The sequence below is a fragment of the Brevibacillus sp. SYP-B805 genome, from assembly GCF_011059135.1.
Lineage (GTDB): Bacteria > Bacillota > Bacilli > Brevibacillales > Brevibacillaceae > Brevibacillus_F.
Map to the genome: position 1 here is coordinate 15,629 of NZ_JAALGD010000005.1, position 24,351 is coordinate 39,979.

General features: G+C 56.0%; 23 protein-coding genes, 1 tRNA gene and 1 other RNA gene. 17 read left to right on the top strand and 8 right to left on the bottom strand.

Annotation, left to right across the window (positions count from 1 at the left end; genetic code table 11):
• Nucleotides 1–410: 410 nt before the first annotated feature.
• Nucleotides 411–488, bottom strand: a tRNA-Arg gene (locus G3578_RS07905).
• 154 nt (nt 489–642) lie between these two features.
• On the opposite strand from G3578_RS07905, the gene rpoN reads away from it, so the two are divergent.
• The 9 genes from rpoN to eno all read left to right on the top strand — a co-directional run bounded on the left by rpoN (nt 643) and on the right by eno (nt 10,914).
• A complete protein-coding gene (gene rpoN, locus G3578_RS07910; protein ID WP_165211099.1) occupies nt 643–2,025 on the top strand; it encodes an RNA polymerase factor sigma-54 in 1,383 nt (460 codons plus the stop codon).
• A 6-nt stretch (nt 2,026–2,031) separates the two neighbouring features.
• Complete coding sequence (locus G3578_RS07915; protein WP_165211102.1) at nt 2,032–2,301, top strand: glutaredoxin family protein; 270 nt, start codon at nt 2,032–2,034, stop codon at nt 2,299–2,301.
• 154 nt (nt 2,302–2,455) lie between these two features.
• Nucleotides 2,456–3,502: a sugar-binding transcriptional regulator gene (locus tag G3578_RS07920; protein ID WP_165211105.1), complete on the top strand. Its 1,047-nt coding sequence runs from the start codon at nt 2,456–2,458 to the stop codon at nt 3,500–3,502.
• Nucleotides 3,499–4,869, top strand: coding sequence for a Na+/H+ antiporter NhaC family protein (locus G3578_RS07925; RefSeq protein WP_165211108.1), 1,371 nt, complete (start codon nt 3,499–3,501; stop codon nt 4,867–4,869). Before G3578_RS07920 ends, G3578_RS07925 begins: the two co-directional genes overlap by 4 nt.
• Before the next feature lie 75 nt (nt 4,870–4,944).
• Nucleotides 4,945–5,949: a type I glyceraldehyde-3-phosphate dehydrogenase gene (gap, locus tag G3578_RS07930; protein ID WP_165211111.1), complete on the top strand. Its 1,005-nt coding sequence runs from the start codon at nt 4,945–4,947 to the stop codon at nt 5,947–5,949.
• Nucleotides 5,950–6,055: 106 nt separating this feature from the next.
• Complete coding sequence (locus G3578_RS07935) at nt 6,056–7,237, top strand: phosphoglycerate kinase (RefSeq protein WP_165211114.1); 1,182 nt, start codon at nt 6,056–6,058, stop codon at nt 7,235–7,237.
• Between the two features lie 18 nt (nt 7,238–7,255).
• Complete coding sequence (gene tpiA / locus G3578_RS07940) at nt 7,256–8,014, top strand: triose-phosphate isomerase (protein WP_165211641.1); 759 nt, start codon at nt 7,256–7,258, stop codon at nt 8,012–8,014.
• 44 nt (nt 8,015–8,058) lie between these two features.
• The gene (gene gpmI / locus G3578_RS07945) at nt 8,059–9,600 is read left to right on the top strand and encodes a 2,3-bisphosphoglycerate-independent phosphoglycerate mutase (protein WP_165211117.1); all 1,542 of its coding nucleotides are present in this window, start codon (nt 8,059–8,061) and stop codon (nt 9,598–9,600) included.
• Between the two features lie 27 nt (nt 9,601–9,627).
• Nucleotides 9,628–10,914: a phosphopyruvate hydratase gene (eno, locus tag G3578_RS07950; protein ID WP_165211120.1), complete on the top strand. Its 1,287-nt coding sequence runs from the start codon at nt 9,628–9,630 to the stop codon at nt 10,912–10,914.
• A 116-nt stretch (nt 10,915–11,030) separates the two neighbouring features.
• Here the strand turns inward: eno and G3578_RS07955 are convergent, their stop codons facing one another.
• From G3578_RS07955 to G3578_RS07965, 3 genes are read right to left on the bottom strand one after another with little or no spacing between them, the layout of a single operon-like run.
• Entirely contained in the window at nt 11,031–11,855 is an 825-nt protein-coding gene (locus G3578_RS07955) for an ATP-binding cassette domain-containing protein (protein WP_165211123.1), read from the bottom strand.
• A 20-nt stretch (nt 11,856–11,875) separates the two neighbouring features.
• Nucleotides 11,876–12,913, bottom strand: a complete 1,038-nt coding sequence (locus G3578_RS07960; RefSeq protein WP_165211126.1) for a FecCD family ABC transporter permease — start codon at nt 12,911–12,913, stop codon at nt 11,876–11,878.
• Nucleotides 12,910–13,920: a FecCD family ABC transporter permease gene (locus G3578_RS07965; RefSeq protein ID WP_165211129.1), complete on the bottom strand. Its 1,011-nt coding sequence runs from the start codon at nt 13,918–13,920 to the stop codon at nt 12,910–12,912. The genes G3578_RS07960 and G3578_RS07965 overlap by 4 nt, the downstream gene beginning before the upstream one ends.
• Nucleotides 13,921–14,104: 184 nt before the next feature.
• On the opposite strand from G3578_RS07965, the gene G3578_RS07970 reads away from it, so the two are divergent.
• Nucleotides 14,105–15,118: an ABC transporter substrate-binding protein gene (locus G3578_RS07970; protein ID WP_165211132.1), complete on the top strand. Its 1,014-nt coding sequence runs from the start codon at nt 14,105–14,107 to the stop codon at nt 15,116–15,118.
• A gap of 127 nt (nt 15,119–15,245) precedes the next feature.
• On the opposite strand, the gene G3578_RS07975 is transcribed toward G3578_RS07970, so the two are convergent.
• From G3578_RS07975 to G3578_RS07985, 3 genes are all read right to left on the bottom strand, one after another.
• Nucleotides 15,246–15,992 carry an ABC transporter permease gene (locus tag G3578_RS07975; RefSeq protein ID WP_165211134.1) on the bottom strand — a complete coding sequence of 249 codons (747 nt, stop codon included), beginning with the start codon at nt 15,990–15,992 and terminating at the stop codon, nt 15,246–15,248.
• Nucleotides 15,985–16,740 (bottom strand): ABC transporter ATP-binding protein, encoded by a 756-nt coding sequence (locus G3578_RS07980; protein WP_165211136.1) that lies wholly within the window; start codon nt 16,738–16,740, stop codon nt 15,985–15,987. The genes G3578_RS07975 and G3578_RS07980 overlap by 8 nt, the downstream gene beginning before the upstream one ends.
• Nucleotides 16,741–16,812: 72 nt before the next feature.
• Entirely contained in the window at nt 16,813–17,208 is a 396-nt protein-coding gene (locus G3578_RS07985; protein WP_165211138.1) for a c-type cytochrome, read from the bottom strand.
• Between the two features lie 192 nt (nt 17,209–17,400).
• Here G3578_RS07985 and secG point away from each other — a divergent pair, with 192 nt between their 5' ends.
• From secG to G3578_RS08015, 7 genes are all read left to right on the top strand, one after another.
• Nucleotides 17,401–17,643: a preprotein translocase subunit SecG gene (gene secG / locus G3578_RS07990; RefSeq protein WP_165211140.1), complete on the top strand. Its 243-nt coding sequence runs from the start codon at nt 17,401–17,403 to the stop codon at nt 17,641–17,643.
• A gap of 124 nt (nt 17,644–17,767) precedes the next feature.
• Entirely contained in the window at nt 17,768–20,161 is a 2,394-nt protein-coding gene (rnr, locus tag G3578_RS07995) for a ribonuclease R (RefSeq protein WP_165211142.1), read from the top strand.
• 88 nt (nt 20,162–20,249) lie between these two features.
• Entirely contained in the window at nt 20,250–20,723 is a 474-nt protein-coding gene (gene smpB, locus G3578_RS08000; RefSeq protein WP_165211144.1) for an SsrA-binding protein SmpB, read from the top strand.
• A gap of 170 nt (nt 20,724–20,893) precedes the next feature.
• Nucleotides 20,894–21,250, top strand: a transfer-messenger RNA (tmRNA) gene (ssrA, locus tag G3578_RS08005).
• A 785-nt stretch (nt 21,251–22,035) separates the two neighbouring features.
• Nucleotides 22,036–22,266 carry a DUF6809 family protein gene (locus tag G3578_RS21365; protein WP_481752731.1) on the top strand — a complete coding sequence of 77 codons (231 nt, stop codon included), beginning with the start codon at nt 22,036–22,038 and terminating at the stop codon, nt 22,264–22,266.
• Nucleotides 22,267–22,338: 72 nt separating this feature from the next.
• Complete coding sequence (locus G3578_RS08010; protein ID WP_241254523.1) at nt 22,339–22,632, top strand: nucleotidyltransferase family protein; 294 nt, start codon at nt 22,339–22,341, stop codon at nt 22,630–22,632.
• Nucleotides 22,629–22,955, top strand: coding sequence for a HepT-like ribonuclease domain-containing protein (locus G3578_RS08015; RefSeq protein ID WP_165211146.1), 327 nt, complete (start codon nt 22,629–22,631; stop codon nt 22,953–22,955). The genes G3578_RS08010 and G3578_RS08015 overlap by 4 nt, the downstream gene beginning before the upstream one ends.
• A gap of 469 nt (nt 22,956–23,424) precedes the next feature.
• Here G3578_RS08015 and G3578_RS08020 read toward each other — a convergent pair whose 3' ends face one another.
• The gene (locus G3578_RS08020; RefSeq protein WP_165211148.1) at nt 23,425–24,345 is read right to left on the bottom strand and encodes an IS1 family transposase; all 921 of its coding nucleotides are present in this window, start codon (nt 24,343–24,345) and stop codon (nt 23,425–23,427) included.
• Nucleotides 24,346–24,351: the final 6 nt, after the last annotated feature.

Here is a 24,351-nt window from a genome sequence, read left to right on the forward strand (position 1 = left end):
CCGATAGGAGCACCCAACTAACGGCGTCTAGGCGTGGAAGGGAGGAAGTGGGGAAAGACGCCGTAAGTCGGGCACTTCCCTCCCCACGCAAAGCGTCGGTCGGGTCGTCGAACAGGTTTCCCCCTATGGGGGAAAAGGTTCGACTCCACAACGATAGGCAATTAAAAAACCGGCGTGACAGCCGGTTGTTTGTTGGCGATATGGTGCGCCCGATAGGAGCACCCAACTAACGGCGTCTAGGCGTGGAAGGGAGGAAGTGGGGAAAGACGCCGTAAGTCGGGCACTTCCCTCCCCACGCAAAGCGTCGGTCGGGTCGTCGAACAGGTTTCCCCCTATGGTGGAAAAGGTTCGACTCCACAACGATAGGCAATTAAAAAACCGGCGTGACAGCCGGTTGTTTGTTGGCGATATGGTGCGCCCGATAGGAGTCGAACCTACGCAAGACGCGGTTCCGGAGACCGCCGCTCTATCCACTGAGCTACGGGCGCATGACGTTGCTCATTTATTATATAAACTGACGCGGAAAAATGCAAGAAAGCAGTGAATTCATATTTTGGCAGGAAAATTGCATAGCGACTTCGAATATAATGAATGGAGAAAGAAGCCTTGGCTTTCAGTTCATTGGAAGGGGGTCGGAACTGAATGAATATGGGGCTTGGTCTTTATCAGGAGCAGACGCTGAAGCTGGTGATGACTCCGGAGTTGCGGCAGGCGATCACGATCCTGCAATATTCCACGGCAGACCTGATTTCCTATTTGCAGGAGCAGGCGAACGAGAATCCGGTCATCGAACTGCAGGAGATCAGCGCTGCGGCGGATTTGGCCGCAGCAAAAGCGGAACGGCCCGCGCCGGAAGTGGATTGGAAAGAGCTGATCGGCAACCGGGCGACAGGCGAGTATAGTGTGGCGAAAAATGAAAACACTTACAATCCGATTGATCATGCGCATAAATCCGGCTCTACGCTGTATGAGCATCTGGAGAGCCAGCTGGGTCTGGTCAAAGGATTGACCGACGGACAGAGAAAAATCGCGCTCTATTTGATCGGCAATCTGGATGAGAAAGGGTACCTGGAGATCAGTCTGGAAGAGGTGGCCCACCGCATGGGGGCGGCGCTCGACGAAGTGGAAGACATGTTGACCGTCATCCAGCATTTCGACCCGGTCGGCGTTGGCGCGCGGAGTCTGGAAGAATGCCTGCTGCTGCAGCTGCAGCATGAGGGCCTGGATGACGAGAAGGTGGTCCGGGTGGTGCGGGATCATCTGGCCGATCTCGCCAACAACCGTTTTCAGCGGATTGCCGAGAAGCTGTCGTGCAGCATTCAAGAGGTGCAGGAGATCGCTGATCGGGTGCGCTCGTTGAACCCGCGCCCGGGAGCCTCATTCAGCCATGGCGAGACCCGCTATGTGATTCCGGATGTAACGGTGGAGAAGGTGGGGGGCGAGTACATTGTCCTGGTGAACGACATTTCCGCTCCGCGCCTGGTGATCAACCGGTTTTACGAGAAAATGCTGAAGGAGCAAAAAAGCCAGGATGAGGCGCGTCAATTTATTCATGAGAAGCTGAATGCGGCGCTGTGGCTGGCCAAAAGCCTGGAACAGCGCAGGCTCACACTCATGCGGGTCACGCAGGCCATCGTTGAGGTGCAGCGCGATTTTTTTGAACACGGCGTTCATTTCCTGAAGCCGATGACCCAAAAAGAGATCGCCGAACGGGTCAATCTGCATGAGTCGACGATCAGTCGGGCGACCAGCAACAAGTATGTCCAGACCCCGCGGGGAATCTTTGAGTTGAAGTACTTTTTCACGTCGGCGCTGGCGACCGCCAGCGGGGAAGCGGCTTCATCCGAAAGCGTAAAAAAACGGATCAAGGCGATCATCGACGGAGAGGACCGCAAACGGCCGCTGTCGGATCAGGCCATCACAGAAATGCTGATGAAGGAGGGCATCGAAATCTCCCGGCGTACCGTGGCCAAATACCGGGAAGAGATGTTGATTCCTTCCTCTGCGAAACGAAAGAGGTTTTGACGAGAAATGGACGCACACGTTTTTCACATCAGGCTGTATGGGCGCAAGGGATGCTGTCTCTGCGACGACGTGGAGGCCCGGATCCGGTGGGTTGGAAGGGAGACCCCCCTTCGGCTGGAGCTGGTCGATATCACGACGGATCCCGCGCTGGAAGAGAAATACATGCTGACGATTCCCGTCGTGGAGATCGACGGCGAGGAAGCTTTTGTGTCCGTGACCGGCATCATGACGGAAGAAGAACTGCGGGAGGAATTGGCGAGACGCAAGCGGAGATAGCAGGGAAGCCCTTTGATTCGGAAAATCAAGGGGCTTTCCCTTGTATGTATGTGGCAATTGTGTTACAGTATCGGTAGAAGGGTATTTTTTTATCCCGTACCGGGACAAAAAATGTATGCGCGGGACATTTTACGTCCCTAAAAGGAAGAGAGAGATGCGCGACTTGATTGAGATTCAGCAGAAGCTGCTGCCCGATCTGGTGGACGTCCTGCGAAAACGATACATGCTGCTGCAATCCATTTTTCACCTCCAGCCGATCGGCCGGCGGACCCTGGCCCAGGTATCGTCTACGACGGAGCGGATCCTGCGCGGTGAAGTGGAGCTGTTGAAGGAGATGGGGCTGCTCTCCTTCACGGCGGCCGGCATGAGCGTCACGGAAGAGGGACAGCGCGTGCTGGAGCGGCTGGAGCCGATGGTGGCTGAACTGTTTGGCCTGACGGAATTGGCCCAACGTCTGCAGCATCGTTTGAAGATTCCAGAAGTGATCGTGGTGCAGGGGGATGCCGACCGCAGCGAATGGGTAAAGCAGGAGCTGGGACGCGTCGGCGCCCGTGTCTTGAAGCAGCGCATCCGGGAGCGGGATGTGGTAGCGGTCACGGGGGGGACGTCGATCGCCAGCCTGGCGGAGCATCTCACGCCGTCGCCTGTTTTTCGCTCCGTACAATTCGTCCCCGCCCGCGGCGGTTTGGGGGAGAAAGTGGAGCTGCAGGCGAATACGCTGGCTTCCGTCATGGCGGCCAAAACCGGCGGCACCTACCGCCTGCTGCACGTGCCTGACCGGCTGTCGCCCGATGCCCTGCAGGCGCTTCTGGATGAGCCGCAGGTGGTGGAGGTGCTGGAACTTTTGCGCACCGCTCGCATCGTCGTTCACGGGATCGGGGATGCGCTGGTCATGGCGAAGCGGCGCAAGTATTCCCCGCAGGAGCTGGAGGAACTGGAGCAGACGGGGGCGGTTTCCGAGGCGTTTGGCTATTATTTCGACGAGGCGGGAGAGATCGTCCATCGGATGCCCACCATCGGGCTGCAACTGGAGGATGTGCGCAAGGCGGAAGTGGTGCTGTCGATCGCCGGTGGGGCAAGCAAGGCGAAGGCCATTCTGTCGTTTGCGAAGCAGTCCTGCCAAAGCGTACTGATCACCGACGAAGGGGCGGCCCGTGCGCTCCTGGCAGAGGGGAATGAGAAAGAGGGGGAACAGCCATGACGTTCCGCATGTATGTCCCTGTCATTGCCCTGATCGCGGGAATTGCGGCCAGCCTCTCGCTCTCCTTTCCGCTGGCGCTCGGCATCCTGTTCGCCCTGCTCGTCACGCTGGCAGCCGTGAAAGGTCTTGGGTACAGCTACCGCGAGCAGCTTCAATTCGGGTGGGAAGGCGTGCGGCAGGCGAAGCCGGTGCTCAGCATCCTGTTTCTTGTCGGCTTGCTGATCCCGCTGTTGATGATGGGCGGGACGATCCCGGCGATCATTTACTATGGTTTATCGATCGTCAATGTGGATTATCTGTTTGTGCTCTCGTTTGCCCTGACTGCGCTCGTTTCCTGCCTGCTCGGGACCTCGGTCGGCACATTAAGCACCGTGGGCCTCTCCTTGATGGGGATCGCCCATGCGGCCCAGATGCCCCTTGGGATGATGGCAGGCGCCCTGATCAGCGGGGCGATGGTGGGGGAGCGTTTTTCGCCCCTCTCTTCCAGCCGCCTGCTGGTCATCAGCAGCGTGAAAGCCGATGCCCGCATCGAACGGTACTCCATCACGACCGGAGGAATCGCGGTGGGGCTGAGTGCCATCTTCTTCCTGGCGTTGGATCTATGGATGAAGCACGCGCCGGCGGATTCGATGATTGCTTCGTATCAGGAACTGTTGCGCCGGTATTTTTCCCCGTCGCTTGTGCCGCTCCTGCCGCTGGTGATCCTGATCGGCTCGTTCGCCCTGCGGGTAAAGGCAACCCGTGCATTGGGGTATGGGATCGCGAGCGCGGCGCTGCTGGTCACCTTCACGCATCCTGCCGGTTGGACAGCGTTTGTCAAGGCGATGCTGTTCGGCTACGAGCTGGGGTCCGGGACGAAGCTGGATGCCCTTGTCCACGGCGGCGGCATGCTCGCGATTCTGCAGGTCCTTCTGCTGATCAGTTTAGCGGGATTTATGAACGGCATACTAAATAAAGCCCAATTAATGGAGCCCCTTGTCGATCGGTTGATCGGAAAGACGGACAGCGTCCCGGTGCTGGTGACCAAAAGCGTGATGCTTTCCCTCGTGGTGGTAATCATCAGCTGCAACCAGACGATTCCGATCCTGATCCTCGGCACAACGCTGCAAAACCGCTTTGCCCGGTTTCCGGACGGGAGCCTGTTGTTCGGCCGAACCATGCTGGACTCCACGCTGGTCATGCCGGTGCTGATCCCCTGGAACGGCTTGGCGATGGTGATGAGCGTCACCCTTGGCGTCCCCACCATCCAAACCTTGCCGTATCTCTGTTTCGGACTGGTGCTGCCGCTCGTGACCATCCTGTTTTCGCGGTACCATCGGGCGGGAAAGACCGACGGATTTGCAAGCTCGTCACGTTCCACCGCTTAGGCGACTCCCGTTTTCCATCAAGGAAAGCGGTAGCGATAGAGAAACCATCGAGATAAAAAATAGGAGGTAATCAACATGGTAAAAGTAGGGATTAATGGATTTGGCCGCATCGGCCGCAACGTTTTCCGCGCCGCATTGGCCAACCCGCATGTGGAGATCGTTGCAGTCAACGACCTGACTGACGCGGCGACGCTGGCTCATCTGCTCAAATATGACTCCGTTCACGGCGTGCTGGACGTGGATGTGGAAGCCCGCGAGAACACGCTGATTGTCGGCGGCAAGGAAATCAAGGTGCTGGCCGAGCGTGACCCGGCGCAATTGAAATGGAGCGAGTACGGCGTGGAGATCGTCGTCGAATCGACAGGACGCTTCACCAAGCGCGAAGACGCGGCGAAGCACCTGGAGGGCGGCGCGAAAAAGGTGATCATCTCCGCTCCGGCCACCAATGAAGATATCACGATCGTCATGGGCGTCAACGAAGACAAATACGACCCCGCGAAGCATACCGTAATCTCCAACGCCTCCTGCACGACCAACTGTCTGGCTCCGTTTGCCAAGGTCCTGCATGAGAAGTTTGGCATCGTGCGCGGCTTGATGACCACCGTCCACTCCTACACCAATGACCAGCAGATTCTGGACCTGCCGCACAAAGACCTGCGCCGTGCGCGCGCTGCGGCCACCAACATCATTCCGACTTCCACCGGTGCGGCGAAAGCGGTGGCGCTGGTGCTGCCGGAGCTGAAAGGCAAACTGAACGGCTTTGCAATGCGTGTCCCGACCCCGAACGTCTCGGTGGTTGATCTCGTCGCCGAGCTGAAAACGGATGTGACCGTCGAAGAAGTGAACCGTGTGCTGAAAGAAGCGGCGGAAGGCCCGCTGAAAGGCATCCTCGCTTACTCGGAGGAACCGCTTGTCTCTTCCGACTACAATGGCAATCCGGCCTCTTCCACGATCGACGCCCTGTCCACCATGGTGATCGAGGGCAACATGGTGAAAGTCGTTTCCTGGTATGACAACGAATGGGGTTACTCCAACCGTGTGGTCGACCTGTGTCAATTTGTTGCAGAACGCGGCCTGTAAAACGTACAATAGGGATGTTGCCAAAAAGGGAGAGCATACTCTCCCTTTTCCCGTGCGTATGTTCACTGGTAAGAAATAGGGGATGACCCCGGAGGAGGATCCGTTCATGAACAAGCAGTCCATCCGCGATGTAGAACTGTCCGGCAAGCGTGTCTTTTGCCGTGTCGACTTCAACGTGCCCATGCAGGACGGGATCATTACCGACGATACCCGCATCCGGGCAGCGGTACCGACCATTCAGTACCTGACGGAGGCAGGGGCAAAAGTGATTCTGGCCAGCCACTTTGGCCGTCCGAAAGGGGCCGTCGTGGAAGAGATGCGCCTTACCGCGGTCGGCAAGCATCTGGAAACGCTGCTCGGCCGTCCGGTGAAGAAGCTGGACGACTGCGTAGGGCCGGAAGTGGAAGCGGCGGTTGCCGCGATGCAAAACGGCGACGTCGTGCTGCTGGAGAATGTCCGTTTTCAACCCGGCGAGGAGAAAAATGATCCGGAGCTGGCCAAACGCTTCGCCAGCCTGGCTGACTTGTTCGTCAACGACGCGTTTGGGGCGGCCCACCGCGCTCACGCATCGACAGCGGGTATTGCCGCGTACATCCCTGCCGTGGCGGGACTGCTCATGGAAAAGGAGATCCGGTTCCTCGGCGGAGCCCTTTCCCGTCCGGAGCGTCCGTTTACCGCGATTGTGGGCGGCGCGAAGGTGAAAGACAAGATTGCGGTGATCGAGAACCTGCTGACCAAGGTGGATACGCTGATCATTGGCGGCGGGATGGCCAATACGTTTCTCAAAGCCCAAGGCTTCGGCGTCGGCGCTTCCCTCTGCGAGGACGACAAGCTTGAGCTGGCCCGCAGCCTGATGGCGCAGGCGAAGGAGCGGGGCGTGCAGCTGCTGATGCCGGTGGATGTGGTGGTGGCGGACCGCTTCGCCCCGGATGCATCGAAACAGACCGTGCCGGTCAACGCCATTCCCGATGGCTGGATGGCCTTGGATATCGGTCCGGAATCGGTGGCGCTGTTCCGCGAGGCGGTCGTGGCGTCCCGGACCGTGGTATGGAACGGGCCGATGGGCGTGTTCGAGATGGACGCGTTTGCCCAGGGGACGATCGGCGTCGCCCAGGCGATGGCCGACTGCAGCGGCACGACCATTATCGGCGGCGGCGATTCGGTGGCTGCCGTTGAAAAAGCGGGTGTGGCCGACAAGATGACCCATATCTCGACCGGTGGCGGCGCGTCGCTTGAGTTCATGGAAGGCAAAGAGCTGCCCGGCGTGGCCGTGCTGCAGGACAAATAAGAGAGGAGCGTGGATGTTCTGAGAACCCCTATTGTTGCCGGAAACTGGAAAATGTACAAGACAATCGCCGAAGCGAGCGAGTTTGCCGCACAGGTGAAGGAAGCCAATCCGACCGACGCGGTGGAAAAAGTGATTTGCGCCCCGTTTACCGCGCTGCCTGCACTGGCTACCCTGTTGAAAGGGACATCCTATGCGCTGGGAGCGCAAAACATGCACTTCGCCGACCAGGGCGCATATACGGGCGAGATCAGTCCGCTGATGCTGAAAGAGCTCGGCGTGGCGTATGTGATCATCGGCCACTCGGAGCGTCGCCAGTATTTCAACGAAACGGATGCGACCGTTCAGCAGAAGGTAAAAGCGGCGCTGCAGCACGGGCTGAAGCCCATCATCTGCGTGGGCGAGACCCTGGAAGAGCGTGAACAGGGAAAGACGCAAGAGGTGGTGCGCGTGCAGACGGAAGCCGCCCTGCACGATGTGCCGGCTGATCAGCTGAAGAATGTCGTCTTTGCCTACGAGCCGGTCTGGGCGATCGGAACGGGCAAATCGTCGACGGCGGAAGACGCCAATGAGACGATTCGCTACATCCGCAGCGTGATTGCCGCCCGTTTCGGTCAGGAGGCGGCTGATGCCGTGCGCATCCAGTATGGCGGCAGCGTGAAGCCGGACAATATCGCCAGTTTCATGGCGCAGCCCGATATCGACGGCGCGCTGGTAGGGGGCGCAAGCCTGACGGCAGACGGCTACCTCCAGCTTGTGGCCGGAGCCGCCGGAAAATAAGGGGCGGAAGCCGTAACCCCATTTTGAAGGAGGTCCATGCTGTTATGGCGAATCGACCAAAACCGGTTGCCCTGATTATCCTGGACGGATTTGCCCTGCGTGAGGAAACCTACGGGAATGCGGTGGCGCAGGCGAAAAAGCCCAACTTTGACCGCTATTGGAAAACCTATCCCCACGCCACCCTGCAGGCCTGCGGATTGGCTGTCGGCCTGCCGGAGGGGCAGATGGGCAACTCGGAAGTGGGACACTTGAACATCGGCGCCGGCCGGATCGTCTATCAGGACTTGACGAGGATTACCAAGGATATCCAGGAAGGCGCCTTCTTTGAAAACGAGACGCTGCTGGGGGCGATCCGGCACGCCAAGGAGAAAGGCAAGAAGCTTCATCTCTTTGGCCTGCTGTCGGACGGCGGCGTGCACAGCCACATTGAGCATTTGTTCGCCATTCTGGAACTGTGCCGCCGGGAGAAGTTTGACCGGGTCTTTATCCACGGCTTCCTGGACGGCCGCGACGTGGCGCCGGACAGCGCTGTGGGGTATATCGAAGCGCTGCAGGAAAAAATCCGGGAGCTCGGCGTAGGACGTATCGCCACCATTCAGGGACGGTACTACGCGATGGACCGGGACAAGCGCTGGGAGCGGATCGAGAAGGCGTACCGCGCGATGGTTTACGCGGATGCCCCGCATTATACCGATCCGATCCAGGCGGTGAAGGAATCGTACGAGAAGTCCATCATGGATGAATTCGTCATGCCCACGGCCATCGTCGATGAGCAGGACCGACCGGTGGCGACGATTGAGAGCGAAGACGCGATCATCTTCTTCAATTTCCGCCCGGACCGTGCCATTCAGATTTCGCAGGCGTTTACCAACGAAGATTTTCGCGGCTTTGACCGCGGCGAAGGCCGTCCGCGCAGCCTGTATTTCGTCTGCCTTACCCATTTCTCCGAGACGGTGGACGGGTATGTGGCCTACAAACCGACCAATCTGGACAACACGATGGGAGAAGTGTTGGCGCAAAACGGGCTGAAGCAGCTGCGCATTGCGGAGACGGAAAAGTATCCGCATGTCACCTTCTTCTTCAGCGGCGGTCGCGAGCAGGAATTCCCCGGGGAGACGCGCATCCTGATCCCGTCGCCCAAGGTGGCTACCTATGATCTCCAGCCCGAGATGAGCGCACCGGCCGTGACGGATGCGGTGGTGGCGGAGATCGAAGCGGACAAACACGATGCGATCATTCTGAACTTCGCCAACTGCGACATGGTGGGCCATTCCGGCAAGATGGAGCCGACGATCAAGGCGGTGGAGACGGTGGACGCCTGCCTCGGCAGGGTGGTCGATGCCGTCCTGGCAAAAGGCGGGGTAGCCATCATCACTGCGGATCATGGCAATGCCGACCTGATGCTGGATGAAGCGGGACGTCCGATCACGTCACACAGCACGTATCCGGTGCCTGTCATCGTGACCAAACAAGGACTCACCTTGCGGGAAGACGGCGTTCTGGCCGACTTGTCCCCGACGATGCTGGAATTGCTGGGTCTGGAGCAGCCGGCGGAAATGACCGGCAAATCCTTGATACAATCCTAAATTGAAATGAAGAGGAGTGGCAGTACGATGGCAATGATCACCGATGTCTATGCACGCGAAATTTTGGATTCCCGCGGCAATCCGACCGTGGAAGTGGAGGTTTATCTGGAAGACGGTTCCTTCGGCCGCGCTTGCGTGCCGTCCGGCGCCTCCACAGGGGCGTACGAAGCGGTTGAGCTGCGCGACGGCGACAAGAGCCGTTACCTGGGCAAAGGCGTCCTGAAAGCCGTGGAAAACGTCAATGAGATCATCGCGCCGGAAATCATCGGCATGGATGCGCTGGATCAGGTGGGCATCGACATGACGATGATCCAGCTGGACGGTACGCCGAACAAAGGCAAGCTGGGCGCCAACGCGATTCTGGGCGTCTCCATGGCAGTCGCCCATGCGGCGGCCAACTCTCTCGGCGTTTCCCTGTACAACTACCTGGGCGGCTTCAACGCCAAAACGCTGCCGGTTCCGATGATGAACATCCTGAATGGCGGGAAGCATGCGGACAATACCGTAGACATCCAGGAATTCATGGTGATGCCGGTAGGCGCGGAGTCTTTTTCCCAGGCCCTGCGCATGGGTGCGGAGATCTTCCATTCGCTGAAAAAAGTGTTGAACGCCAAAGGCCTGAACACCGCCGTGGGGGATGAAGGGGGATTCGCTCCCAACCTGAAGTCCAACGAAGAGGCAATCACCACCATTCTGGAAGCGATCAAGGCAGCGGGCTACGAGCCGGGCAAAGACGTTTTCCTGGCGCTGGACGTGGCCGCTACCGAGATGTACAAGGACGGCAAGTACCATTTCGAAGGGGAAGGCGTCGTGAAGTCGACCGACGACATGATCGCCTTCTACGAAGAGCTGGTTTCCAAATATCCGATCATCTCCATCGAAGACGGCTTGTCCGAGGATGACTGGGATGGCTGGAAAAAGCTGACCGAGCGGCTGGGCAGCAAGGTTCAGCTCGTCGGGGACGACCTGTTCGTCACCAATACGGAACGTCTGGCACGCGGCATTGAGAACGGCACGGGCAACTCCATCCTGATCAAGGTAAACCAAATCGGCACCTTGACCGAAACGTTCGACGCCATCGAAATGGCGAAGCGTGCCGGTTACACGGCTGTCGTTTCCCACCGCTCCGGCGAAACCGAAGACGCCACCATCGCCGACATCGCCGTGGCCACCAATGCCGGCCAAATCAAGACCGGGGCTCCGTCCCGCACCGACCGCGTGGCGAAATACAACCAGCTGCTGCGCATCGAAGACGAACTGGGCGAAACCGCCCGCTACGGCGGCCGCGCCGCGTTCTACAACCTGAAGAAGTAAGCGCCGCGCGATCGCGCAAGCAAAAAAAGGTGCGTTCCCTGTGAGGGGACACACCTTTTTTTATATGTCGGAAAGTCGCTCCGGCCTGCGTGTCATGCGGTTTTTCGCGGCAGGGTCTACGCGTGAACCATCTCTCTGGGCGCTCCGACAGCCGCAAACCGGCTCTTGCTGAACGGGATGCACATCGGCGTGCCGTAGAGCGGATCGTGCGTGATCCGGCAGTCCATCTGGAACACGTGGCGAACCAGCTCCTCCGTCATGATCTCGTCCGGGCTGCCCTCGGCGTACACGCTCCGGTTGTGTACGGCAACGATGTGGTGAGCGTAGCGGCAGGCCAGGTTCAGGTCGTGCAGCACCATGACGATCGTGCGCTGCTCCGTCAGGTTCAGATCGTACAGCAGATCGAGGATCTCGATTTGGTGCGACATGTCCAGGTAGGTGGTCGGTTCGTCCAACAGAATCGTCTCGGTCCCCTGGGCCAGGGTCATGGCGATCCAGGCACGCTGCCGCTGTCCCCCCGACAGCGAGTCGACGGGATGGTTGGCCAGTTCGGTCAGTTGGGTGACTTCCAGCGCTTTGGTCACCATCCGTTCATCTTCTTCCGACCACTGCTGCAGCCAGCTCTGGTACGGATAGCGTCCCTGCTTGACGAGCTGCAGGACCGTCAAGCCTTCCGGCGCTGTCGGCCCTTGAGGAAGGATCGCCAGCCGCTTGGCCACTTCCTTGGTCGACTGCTTGGCGATCGACTCGCCGTCGAGCAGGATCGTCCCTTCCTTGGGCTTCAACAGCCGGGCGAGCGAGCGCAGCAAGGTGGATTTGCCGCTGCCGTTGCTGCCGATGAAGACCGTGATCTGCCCGCGCGGGATGCGCAGATCAAGCGCTTCAATGATATTCTGTTCACCGTAGGACAATGTCAACTGACGGGTTTCCAAGGCATGCACGCTGCCTCTCTCCTTTCCGCTTACCGGTTTCGGTTTTTGTAGAGCAGGTAGATGAAAAACGGTGCCCCTACCGCCGAAGTAAAGACGCCGACCGGGATGTCGATCGGGGAAAAAGCCGTCCGCGCAATCAGATCGGCAATCAGCAGAATCAGGCTGCCGATCAGGGCGGAAATCGGCAGGGCGCCTCCAAAAGAGGGGCCGACCAGCATTTTAGCGATGTGCGGCGCCAGCAGGGCGACAAAGCTGATTTCCCCGCCGACGGAGACGGCCGCCCCGGTTAACGCGGCGCAAATGATCAACAAGGCAAAGCGGTCGAACTGGACCAGGCTGCCCACGCTGGTTGCCACCTCGTCGCCCAGCTGCTGGACGTTGACGCGGCGGGCGAGCAGCGCAGCCAGCGCGATCAGCCCGATAACCCACGGCCCAATCATCTTGGCGTCGTTCCAGTCGACGCCGTAGATGCTGCCGGTGAGCCAGAGACTGGCCTTGTTTTGCAGGATAAACGGGCTGAACATGATCAGCACCGTGATCAACGCGCTGGCGGCGATTCGGATGCCTACGCCGATCAGCACCAGCCTTAGCGGCGTCACCCCTTTTTTCCAGGCGAGCGCGTACAGGATGAACGTCGTCAGCGTCGCTCCCGCAAATGCGACGGGAGGAAGCCATTGGATGCTGGCCGATTCAAAGTAAAGGAGGAAGGCGACCGCCGCAACCGAGGCGCCTCCTGTGATCCCGAGAATGTCGGGCGCTGCCAGGGGATTGCGGACGATTCCCTGTAGGATGGCCCCGGCCGCTCCCAGCGCGGCACCCACCAATATGGCGATGACGACGCGGGGGAGACGGAACTGTGCCACGATCAGCGCATCCTGCTCCGATCCCATCCCCAGAAACACCTTCAGGACATCGAGGGGAGGGATGTTCATCTCGCCCATCCCCAGGCTGACTACCGTGACGGCCACGCCCAGCAGCAGGCAGATCACGGTGTACAGCAGCGTTTTCTTGTGAATATGAATGGAAAAGGAGCCTTTTTTGCTGCGCAGCGGCAGATACGATTTCATTTCTTGTCCAGCCCCTTTCTCGCCACATAGATGAAGAAGGGGATGCCGACCAGAGCGGTCATCGCTCCGATGGGCACCTCTGCAGGCTTGGCGATGAAACGGGCGGCGATGTCCGCCGCAAGCAGGATGACGGAGCCGAGCATGCCGCTGTACAAGAACACCCACCGCGTGTTCAGCCCGACCAGATAGCGGGCGAGGTGCGGCGTAACCAGTCCGACGAAGCCAATCGGCCCTGCCACGGCGACGGAACTGCCGGAAAGCAGGACAATCACCACGCCGGACAAGATTTTTACCAACAGGGTTCGCTGCCCCAGCCCCTTGGCGACATCATCGCCCAACAGCAGGGTCTGAATCGGCCGGGCGAGGAGGAGGGCAGCCACCCAGGCCACCACCATGTACGGAAAGACGGCCTCCAAAAACTCCAGCTTCCGTCCTCCCACCGAACCGGACAGCCAGAACAGCACTTCGTCCAGCGCCTTTTCGTTCAGGACGAGCATGCCGTGCCGGGCGGATGCAGCCAATGCGGTGATGGCTGCGCCGGCCAGCGTCAGCTTGACCGGCGTCAGGCCGTCTCGGCCCAGCGATCCCAGCAGGTAGACGACAAGCCCGCTGACCGCCGCCCCCAAAAAGGAGATCCAGGTAAACGCGGTGAGCGAACTGATGCCGATAAATGTTACGGCAAACACGACGAACAGGGCCGCCCCGGCATTGAGGCCAAACAGTTCGACATCGGCCACCGGGTTTCGCGTCAGCGATTGCAGCAGCGCGCCGGCGATGCCCAGACTGGCTCCGACGGCCAGGGCGTTCAGCACCCGCGGGACGCGAACTTCCTTGATGACAATGTGTTCATTGGAGCCGTTGAAATGGGTATAGGCGTCGATCGCCGTCTGCCAACCGGTGTCGATGACGCCGAAGACGAGGCTGGCGTAGCTCAAATATATAAGAAGAAACAGACCGATACAGACGCCGGCGATTTTGAGCGGATTGTTATGTAGCAGCGATTTCATGATCTTCATCCTTGGGTGATGTTTTCAATTCTTTACACATTCCAGTGTAGTTGCTGACGAAACGAATTGTCAATGATTTTGAGATTCATTATCATTTTGTTGTTGACATCGACCTACCATGGTAGTAGGATAATGGACGTAAATGATTTTAATTCTCATTTTCATCATGAAAGGAGTCAACACGATGTATTCTCGTACATACCGTACCGTACGCGGCAAAGCGTTTTTTGCCGTACTGATGGCTCTCCTGCTGATCGTTACCGGCTGCGGCGGCGGACAGCAAGCAGCCGAACAAAAGCCGGCTGAGCAAAAACCTGCCGAACAGGCAGCAGGCAGCGCAGGAGGTTCCGATCAATCCTACACCGTGAAACACGCGATGGGAGAAACCACGATCAAAGGCACGCCGCAGCGCGTCGTCGTCCTCACCTCGCAGGGGGTGGAAACGCTGGTGGCCCTGGGCGTTAAACCTGTGGGTGCGGTTGGTTCCTGGACTGACCCGACCACCTTTTACGATTTCGTAAAACCGCAGCTGGAAGGCACCAAAACGGTGGGCACCGAGTCCCAGCCGAACCTGGAAGCGATCGCGGCGCTGAAGCCGGACCTGATCCTCGGGATGAAGTTCCGCCACGAAAAGATTTACCAACAGCTGACTGCCATCGCGCCGACCGTCTTCGTGGAAGAACCGCGCGGCGACTGGAAAGAAAACTTCATGCTGTACGCGGAAGCGGTCAACAAGAAAGCGGAAGGCGAAAAAGTGTTGGCTGATTGGAACAAGCGTATCGAAGCGTTCAAGGCGAAAGTGGGCGACAAGGTGAAAACCAAAGTTTCGCTCGTTCGCTTCATGCCCGGCCGAGTGCGCATTTACTACAACGACACATTCGCCGGCACGATCCTGAAAGACCTGGGCGTAGCCCGTCCGGAAGCGCAAAACAAAGAAGAATTCGCCGCCGAAGTAACCAAAGAGCGGATTCCGGAAATGGACGGCGACATCATGTTCTACTTCTCCTACGAAACGGGAGACGGTGAAGCGAGCAAGCTGGAGAAAGAGTGGACCAACGATCCGCTGTGGAAAAACCTGAATGTGGTGAAAAACAACAAAGCATTCAAGGTGGACGACACGATCTGGAACACGTCCGGCGGCGTCATCTGCGCCAACAAAGTGGTGGACGAACTGGAAAAATACCTGCTCCAACAATAAGAGCAGCGGCATATGAAATACGGCAGGCTGCCGGGAATCTTTCCGGCAGCCTGCTTCTTTTTGGCAGATGTGGTCCCCGCCGACACCAGCAAGGCCCCCGCTCGGCAACGCGTTAGCCATCGCCGATTCACCCGCGCAGCATCTTTTGATCGGTAAACCAGCGCTTGTAGCTGAGCAGGCTCAGCAGGACAGCGGAGACGACCGCAGAAGCGGAGAAGGTAAACATGATCAGGATCTGGTAGCGGACGGCTTCCAGCGGATTGGCCCCGGCGATGATCATGCCGGTCATCGTTCCCGGCAGCTGCACCAACCCCAACGTCTTCATGGTGTCGAACGTAGGGATCAGACTGGATTTCACCGAGCGCTTCAGCACATCCTGAATCGCCTGGCGGATGTTGGCTCCCAGGCAGAGCAGCGTTTCGATCTCCCCGCGCGAGGCCTCCACCTCCCGTTTCATATGGCTTAAAAACAAACCGCACACAATCATGCTGTTGCCAATAATCATGCCGGAGAGCGGGACCAGGTACTGCGGCGTCGGGGCGATAATCCGGAGCCCGAGCAGCAGGGCCATCGTAAACAGCTCGGTCGCCGAAAGCGTCACGGCGACGGGCCAGATGACAGCGGGCAGGTCCTTCCCGCGTCTGGCCGCATTCCAGGAAGCTACGCCGATCATCATCAGAATCAGCAGGAGGATCAAGGCGGGATGATCGGTATGAAAGACGAACTGCAGCACGTACCCGATCGCAAAAAGCTGAACGGCGGTCCGTGCGGTGCTGATGACGATCTCCCGTTCCAGGCCGATCCGCTGCCAGAGGGAGAGAAGCACAGCGATCAGGACAAAGACCAGCGTCAGCCACAAGGCCCAATCAGACATGATGTAGCTGCCCCTCCTTCATGGAACCGTCCTGCAGGAATCTCCGCGCCATTTCCGTTCGTGGCGAATGAAAAAAGGCAGCGGCGGGAGCATCCTCCAGGAGACTCTTTTCCGCCATGAACCAGATCCGGTCACCGAGCCGCCTGGCCTGCTCCAGATGATGGGTGACCCAGAGCAGGGTGACACCATCTTCCCGGTGGACATGGGTCAGCAGTTCCTCCACGGCACGCTGGCTGTGGATGTCCAGCGAAGCGGTCACTTCGTCGAGCAGCAGGATGCGGGGCCGCAGCAGAAGCGTTCTCACCAGGGCGACCCGCTGCTTCTCCCCGCCGGAGAGCAGAGAGGCATCCTTCTCCCACGCCAGCTCGCCCAGTCCCACACGCTCCATCAGGGCACGCGCATAGCGCGCTTCAAACGGCTGCTGGTGGATACGGCTGACCGCCCGCAGATTCTCTTCCACGCTGCCCGGCAGCATGACGGGGTGCTGGGCCACGTAGCTGACCAGCGAACGCCACTTTTCAGGTACCCACTCCGCAGCCGCGCGTGCCTGCAAGCGCACGGTTCCTTCATCCGGCGGGGTCAAAAGACCGATGATCCTGAGCAAGGTGCTTTTTCCCTGACCGGAGAGGCCCAGTATATGGATGATCGACGGCTCGGCGACCACCGCGTTCACATCGCGGAACAGCCAGGATCCCGGGCCGCCGCCCGCGTTTTTTCCAATATGCTCCAACTCCAACAGAGCTCCCATGCGCGTCTCCTCCCGGTAAAACGAAATCCCCGAAGCTGCAGTCTTCGGGGATTTTTCGGCTGTATGTATCAATTATTTATGCTCGGACAGCCATTGGGCAACTGCCTTGATTTCGTCACCTTTTTTCAGCATACCCGGCGGCATTCCGCCTCTACCGTTTTTGATGATATTGGCGATCTCATCAGCGCTGTATTTGCTGCCGACCTTGGTCAGGTTCGGACCTACAATCCCTTCCAGGTTTTGACCATGACAGGAGGAGCAGTTGGCTTTGAACAGGGCGGCTGCGTCAACCTTGGCCGGTGCGGTCGCTCCGCCTGCGGCTTCTTCACCAGACTTCGGAGGGAAATAGATCGATCCTACGAGAGCAATAAGAAATACAAGAAACAAGATGCCAAACGAAGTAAAAAAGGCCTTCGCGGAGTCAATCACGTCGTTTTGATTCATGTCTTTTTTGTTTGGACCAGCCATGAGACAAAGACCTCCTAGTAAAATTAAACGGTTCACATGCAATTTTACGGCAAATCGGTGACAGTTGCAAGGCAGGCAGGAAACCGACAAAGAAAGTACACATTTATTTGGAAGGTTGCTCAACTCTTCGATTTATGATACAGTAAAAATAATGTTTTTTGTCTACGGATCATGATGTTGGGGTGAAGCGACATGGTTTTGGCAGCAAAAATCGTGCTGGTTATCGCGTGTATCGGCTTAATCGCCGTTGTTCTGTTGCAATCGGGAAAAAGTGCAGGTCTTGCCGGATCGATCAGCGGGGGCGCTGAACAGCTGTTGGGCAAGCAAAAGGCGCGCGGCATCGACGCCCTCCTGGGCAAACTGACCGTCGTGTTCGCCGTGATCTTTATGCTATCTGCCATTATGCTCGGGTATTTCATCAAACTCGTATCGTAACGATACAAACAACGAGACAGCAAGTTCGCGCTTGCTGTCTTTTCTCTTTGTCGGGCTGATTGCCTTGCCCCGAAAAGGTGAATACTATACGGAAGAACCTTCAGATATTAAAGGAGACAAATGAATGAAAGAACAAGAGATACTTGCCTTTATGCGCGAACAGGCGTATCATCCGATGACCGTGACGGAACTGGAGGAAGCGTTTCAGATCACGGATGCAGACGGATTTAAAGAGTTGGTTAAAACCCTGAACATCTTGGAGGACCGCGGGGAGATCATCCGCACGCGAACCAATCGTTACGGGGTGCCGGAAAAAATGAACCTGGTGCGGGGAAGACTGCAAAGCCATCCCAAGGGATTCGGCTTTGTCCTGCCCGATACGCCCGGAGAGCCGGATATCTATATCCATGCCCATGATTTTAACGGGGCGATGCATGGGGACATCGTCTTGGCACGGGTGGAAAAGCAGACGTCCGGGAACCGCAAGGAAGGCCGGATTATCCGCATCGTCGAACGGGGGATTACCGAGACGGTCGGAACCTATCAGGACGAAACGCATTACGGTTTTGTCATCCCCGACGACAAGCGAATCGGTCGGGATATTTTTATTCCGAAGACCGCCTCGGCCGGCGCCGTCGATGGCCACAAAGTGGTCGTGAAGATCGTCCGCTACCCGGAAGGACACTCCAATCCTGAGGGGGAAGTGATCGAAATCCTCGGGCACAAAAACGATCCGGGTGTCGACATCCTCTCCATCATCCGCAAGTACGGGTTGCCGGAAGAGTTTCCGCAGGATGTCCTGGCGCAGGCGCAGGCCATACCGGATGAGATCACCCCGGAAGAGATCAAAGGCCGGCGCGATCTGCGCGACCGGATGATGGTCACCATCGACGGCGCCGATGCCAAAGACCTGGACGACGCCGTTTCCCTGGAGAAACTGGAGAACGGCAATTACCTCCTCGGTGTCCATATCGCCGATGTCAGCTACTACGTGCGCGAGAATTCGCCGATCGATCAGGAGGCGTACCGCCGGGGAACCAGCGTCTATCTGGTGGACCGCGTGATTCCGATGATCCCGCACCGCCTGTCCAACGGGATCTGCAGCTTGAACCCCAAGGTGGACCGCTTGACCATCACCTGCGATATGGAGATGGACAGTGACGCCAATGTGGTGAATTACGACATTTACCTCAGCGTGATCCGCACCAATGAACGGATGACCTACACCGATGTGCGCAGGATATTGGAAGACAAGGATGAAGCGTTGATCGAAAAGTACAAGGAACTGGTTCCGATGTTCCAATTGATGGAAGAGCTCTGCCGGAAGCGCCGCAGACGGCGGATGCAGCGGGGCGCCATCGACTTCGATTTCCGCGAAGCCAAAATCTACGTCAACGAAGAGGGAACCCCGACCGAGATCGGCTTCCGCACGCGCTCCATCGCGGAGATGATCATTGAGGAATTCATGCTGGCGGCAAACGAAACGGTGGCCGAACATTTCCACTGGCTGAAACAGCCGTTTATCTACCGTGTGCACGAAGAGCCGAATCCGGAAAAACTGATGGCCTTCATGGAGTTTGTCACCAACTTCGGCTATACCGTGCGGGGCAAGGGCAATACCGTCCATCCACGGGCGCTGCAGCAGCTGCTGGAAGAAGTGAAGGGCACGCCGGAAGAAGTGATCATCAGCACGGTGATGCTGCGTTCCATGAAGCAGGCCCGCTATGATGCGGAAAGCCTGGGCCACTTTGGGCTGGCGACCGACTTTTACACACACTTCACATCGCCCATCCGCCGCTATCCCGACCTGATCGTCCACCGCCTGATCCGCGAGTGGCTGGAGCACGGCGAGATGTCGGAGGAGCGTGCCAGCTACTGGGCCCAGATTCTCCCGGAGATCGCCGAGCATACCTCACAGCGGGAACGGGTGGCCGTCGATGCGGAGCGGGAAACGGACGATCTGAAGAAAGCCGAATACATGCTGGCGCACATCGGCGAAGAATTCGAAGGCGTGATCTCCAGCGTCACTTCGTTCGGCATATTCGTGGAGCTGCCCAATACCATCGAAGGGTTGGTTCACGTCAGCTACCTGACCGACGATTATTACCATTATCATGAGAAAATGTACGCGCTGGTGGGAGAACGTACCGGCAAGCAGTTCCGCATCGGCGATGTGGTGCAGGTGCGTGTGTCCAACGTCAACCTGGATGAACGCACCATCGACTTCGAAATCGTCGGGATGAAAAAGGCGAATCATTTCCGGCCGCGCGGCGAGCGCAAGCCCAAAGTGATTGAAGGCCAGGGCAGAGCCGGCGCCAAAGGTAAAGCCGGCACCAAAAGGAAGGAAAAAGCGGCTTCCCGGAAAAAACGAGCGGCGGGCATTGGCAAAGGAGTCGTCCACATCGCCGCAGAAGAAGCCGGCGACAAGCGGGAAAAAGCGTTCTGGGAAGATCTCGTGCGCGCCAAGAAGGCCCGGAAAAAGAAGGTGGTGGCGCAGGCAAAACGGAAGCGCAAATAGGGGAGCGCCGCCCGTGTAAAATTTCTTGCCACTTTGGTTGTTTTTTGCTAGACTTACTGGTACCAATCTGGCAGGCGAGGGGATCGACATGTCCAAGACCAAGACCGGCGTGAAAGTCGTAGCCCAAAACAGAAAAGCGCGTCACGATTATCACATTGAGGACGTTTACGAGGCCGGCATCGCACTCACGGGCACGGAGATCAAATCGGTTCGTGCCGGACGGGTACAGTTGAAAGACAGCTTCGCCCGGGTGGAAAACGGTCAGGTGAAGCTGTACAAGATGCATATCAGTCCCTACGACCAGGGCAACCGCTTCAATCATGATCCGGAGCGGACGCGCCAGCTGCTGCTGCATCGGCTGGAAATCCTCAAGCTGGTGGGACTGACCCGGGAGAAAGGCTATGCGCTGGTGCCGCTCAGCATTTATTTGAAAGGCGGCTGGGCCAAGGTGGAACTGGCGCTTGCCAAAGGGAAAAAGATCTACGACAAGCGGGAGGATCTGAAGAAGAAGGAAGCGGCGCGCGATGTGGAACGCGCCCTGCGCGACAGGCAGAAGATGTGAACGGAGGCAACTCGTTCCCAAGCCTGGCATCGATCTACATTGATTTTGCCAGCCTCGGTATGCTATATTGTTGATACAGTTGATCGGATGAGAACCGTCTAGGTGTCAATGGAACCGTTGCAACGCCTAGGCGTTTTTGTCTCCCGATCATGTATATTTATTTGGAACCTGGGGGCGTTTTGGATTCGACGGGGATGGTAGAGCATAAGAAGCGAGCCGGGGGGCTGCGGACCCCGTTAACAACGCGGAAAGCCATAACTGGCAACAAACAACTTTCTCTCGCTGCCTAATAACCAGCGAGGCTCTAACACTCCATCGGCCCGTGTGGCGTGATTAGGGCTCACTTCTAACGGGCTACGCCGGCGGCCTCCGCCTGGGGCCAAAGGAAGAAGACCAATCAGGCTAGGCAGCAAACTAGCGTGTCACTCCGCAGGTTTGCCGCCGAATTCCCCATAGAGTGACTGCGCTCGGAGATGCTTATGTGTCGCCGTTTTCGGACGGGGGTTCGAATCCCCCCGCCTCCACCATACATAAAATAAAATGCCGCCAACGGGCGGCTTTTTATTTTATGTCCGTGGCGAGCAGGATTAGACCTCACAAGTCCGATCGGACGGTGGGTTCGCACCGCGTGGACCGGAGCGAAGCGGAGGGAACCCGGATCGGAATCCGACAGAAGTGTAGCCGAGCAAAGCGAGAGATAAAGAAAGGAAGATTCCGATTATTCCTCCGCCTCCGCCAATACATAAAAAAATGCACCCCTTGAGGCTGCTTTTTTATGTATTCATAAGGTAGGGAGTTCGATATCAACAAGACCGACGGACGGGGTTCGAAGGCTTACCGGAGCGAAGCGAGGGAGCGGAAAGTACTGAGCAATTTAATCGGAGATATCGATAATCCCCCGCCTCCACCAATAGAGTCAGAACACTCACCGCATGATGTGGGTGTTTGGCTTTTTAAGGCAGTTTATGGATACGGCGTAGTTGTAAGGAGCTTGAGTATAAGATGCTTAGATGAGTAGGATCATCGAATTCGGACAGGTTCTCCAAAGAGGGTGTTTTTGTATTGCCCAAGTCCTGGACCTTGAATAATGATCATTTTTTCTGTACATGCTGAATAGTAACAATTGTTTAGGGAGTGTGTAGAACATGTACAGAATCTCGATGGCACCTTTTGAGGAATCGTGCTAATTTCAAAGCAAAATAAGGAACTGAAAGAGGTACGGGATTTTACAAATATCGAAACCGCTTATGAACGTGGGATGGAAGCGATATTAATGGAAATTGCCAAGTGAAAACTGCTTGAAAATGAAAGTATTTACCTCCCGTCGGAAGAGGTTAAACAAGCAAGTCGTGAGACCTGTGATGCTTTCCACAGCCTACACATGATTTTAACCATTGAAGAACAAAAGAGAAAACTTTTCGATATCGATTCAGCCTATAATAAAGTGTCGGGCCTTGAGGCAGATGAGTTTTTTATAAAAGGTTTTTTAATGGGATATCGGTTCTTGAAGGAACTGAACAATTCCTACCGAAGTGCAATATAATGTTGTATGGTGGTTCCTTCTGAACTAATGATGCTTTTCCCCATTCCATACGATTTTGTGAGGTGGTGCACCATGTCGAATCTGAATCGATTGATCATCATGAAACGGAATGAAATTTTACAAATTGCTTCAAGGCATGGTGCAAAAAATCTTCGTATCTTTGGATCGCAAGTGAAGGAGACAGCACAAAAAGATAGTGACATAGATGTACTGGTTGAGTTTGAAGAGGGACGCAGCCTGTTGGACCGAATTGCTCTCATTCAGGATCTAGAAGACTTGCTTGGCATGAAGGTAGACGTTGTAAGCGAAAAAGCCCTGCATCCTGTTATACGTGACCAAATTCTACAGGAGGCAGTTCCGCTATGAAAGATGACAAACTATACCTGTCTCATATTTTAGAGTCGATAAACAAAATCGAATCGTATACGGTTTCAGGTTGGGAAACGTTCAAAGATAACACGATGATTCAAGATGCGGTCATTAGAAACTTTGAAATTATCGGGGAAGCAGCCAAAAAGCTTTCTTCCCATCTTAGGGAGTCACATCCTTCCGTTCCATGGCGAAGGATTACTGGTTTTCGTGACGTGCTGATTCATGATTACATGGGCGTTGATCCAGAGGAAGTTTGGAATGTGATTCAGGGATATTTGCCTGAGTTAAAACGCAAGATAGAGGAATTGCTCAGATAGTCTCTAATGGAAAATATTATTGAAATATAATTGGATAATTGGAAACGTTATTAAACTCCCTCGGAAATGCTTATGTATCCCCGTTTTCGGATGGGAGGGGCGGCCGAGAGGGCACGAAGCGAGGAAACGCATCGATATTATCCAAAATGCGCGAAAGAGCGGGAGCGACTGAGCGATAAGATGAAGGTTTCGACATAACTACCGATGAACTTCTTTATCTCAGGAATGTTTTTCTCAGCAGCTTAAGACTTGAACATAACAAACAGTTGTCACAGTATGTCCTCTGTGATGACTGTTTTTATTTTGCAGCAATAATTTAGATGAAGTTTCATTTAAAATATTTCGAAAGTATTTAATTAAATTAAAAATCAACTATATAACTTAAATGTGATAAAGATAACAAAGGAAAAACGTTCACAAATTAGACACAAATGACTTGCTCGTCTATTTCCCAGCAGTCAAGCTGATTTCAGTTGAAAAGCTGTTCATTTGCAGCTCTCATATTATTCGTCAGGAGTGTGTACATAAAAAATGATTTTCTTTGTACCATCGAGAGTTTATGCAGTTTATGTTTTAATGCCAATAAGCTTAGAAAACCTTCCAGATATTTGATTGTTATGCCTCGATAAATCAAACTTGTTTGAGCAAAATGGCGTAGAAACGCAGACGCCGGGCTGTTCCAATCTCGTTTCTCTACTGTCGTCAGTCCTTCCGATGGGCCAAAGAACAGTACATGTTTAAGAACAAGGTTGCTCGGAAGCCCCGACTTGGGAACATTTGCATGTATATTTGAGTTTTTTTGAACTTGATTCAAAAAAGATCGCCAAAGCTTTGAACGGTTACGCTTCATCCGGAATAGGTAGTTATCCCGTCGATCCTTGGCTACTAGAAGAAAGATTTGTTCATTTTCCTTCCCTTCTTTTCTTGAGCCGCGAATTAATTTGGCTCCTGCTTGACTAGTTAGCGCTACTTCTTCGACTGCAATGACTCCTTGCAATCGCTGTTGATAAAAATCAGTCGCTAGTTGCAAAAACTTTTTTCTCCAGCGGTAAAGGGTTACCTTACTCAGCCCTAATTTTTTCGACATTTGCCCTAAACTTGCTCCTTTAACCGCCATTTCCATAAAATCAAGCCATTTTTTCGGGTGGCGACTGCGGTGCATGAGAGATTGGGATAAATCATTGATAGTAGTTCCGCAATTTTTACATTTATAGCGTTTGCGCCCCCGATAATGTGCGTGGAAAGCAAATGCGTCCTTACTTTTGCATTTTGGGCATTGCAGGCCGTTATATTGGGCGTATGATTGATACTTCTTCCAATTCCTTTGAATATCGGCCAATACATGCTGGTTCTCTGCTATTCTGTTTTCCTCTTTGGATCGGTAAGTCATGATTTT

Coding starts and splice junctions, on each gene's coding strand:
- secG (WP_165211140.1), top strand. CDS start 17,401: ATGGTTTTGGCAGCAAAAATCGTGCTGGTTATCGCGTGTATCGGCTTA.
- rpoN (WP_165211099.1), top strand. CDS start 643: ATGAATATGGGGCTTGGTCTTTATCAGGAGCAGACGCTGAAGCTGGTG.
- smpB (WP_165211144.1), top strand. CDS start 20,250: ATGTCCAAGACCAAGACCGGCGTGAAAGTCGTAGCCCAAAACAGAAAA.
- G3578_RS08020 (WP_165211148.1), bottom strand. CDS start 24,345: ATGACTTACCGATCCAAAGAGGAAAACAGAATAGCAGAGAACCAGCAT.
- G3578_RS07915 (WP_165211102.1), top strand. CDS start 2,032: ATGGACGCACACGTTTTTCACATCAGGCTGTATGGGCGCAAGGGATGC.
- G3578_RS08015 (WP_165211146.1), top strand. CDS start 22,629: ATGAAAGATGACAAACTATACCTGTCTCATATTTTAGAGTCGATAAAC.
- G3578_RS07960 (WP_165211126.1), bottom strand. CDS start 12,913: ATGAAATCGTATCTGCCGCTGCGCAGCAAAAAAGGCTCCTTTTCCATT.
- G3578_RS07985 (WP_165211138.1), bottom strand. CDS start 17,208: ATGGCTGGTCCAAACAAAAAAGACATGAATCAAAACGACGTGATTGAC.
- gap (WP_165211111.1), top strand. CDS start 4,945: ATGGTAAAAGTAGGGATTAATGGATTTGGCCGCATCGGCCGCAACGTT.
- G3578_RS07935 (WP_165211114.1), top strand. CDS start 6,056: ATGAACAAGCAGTCCATCCGCGATGTAGAACTGTCCGGCAAGCGTGTC.
- G3578_RS07965 (WP_165211129.1), bottom strand. CDS start 13,920: ATGAAATCGCTGCTACATAACAATCCGCTCAAAATCGCCGGCGTCTGT.
- rnr (WP_165211142.1), top strand. CDS start 17,768: ATGAAAGAACAAGAGATACTTGCCTTTATGCGCGAACAGGCGTATCAT.
- eno (WP_165211120.1), top strand. CDS start 9,628: ATGGCAATGATCACCGATGTCTATGCACGCGAAATTTTGGATTCCCGC.
- G3578_RS07925 (WP_165211108.1), top strand. CDS start 3,499: ATGACGTTCCGCATGTATGTCCCTGTCATTGCCCTGATCGCGGGAATT.
- G3578_RS07975 (WP_165211134.1), bottom strand. CDS start 15,992: ATGTCTGATTGGGCCTTGTGGCTGACGCTGGTCTTTGTCCTGATCGCT.
- G3578_RS08010 (WP_241254523.1), top strand. CDS start 22,339: ATGTCGAATCTGAATCGATTGATCATCATGAAACGGAATGAAATTTTA.
- gpmI (WP_165211117.1), top strand. CDS start 8,059: ATGGCGAATCGACCAAAACCGGTTGCCCTGATTATCCTGGACGGATTT.
- G3578_RS07920 (WP_165211105.1), top strand. CDS start 2,456: ATGCGCGACTTGATTGAGATTCAGCAGAAGCTGCTGCCCGATCTGGTG.
- G3578_RS07970 (WP_165211132.1), top strand. CDS start 14,105: ATGTATTCTCGTACATACCGTACCGTACGCGGCAAAGCGTTTTTTGCC.
- G3578_RS07980 (WP_165211136.1), bottom strand. CDS start 16,740: ATGGGAGCTCTGTTGGAGTTGGAGCATATTGGAAAAAACGCGGGCGGC.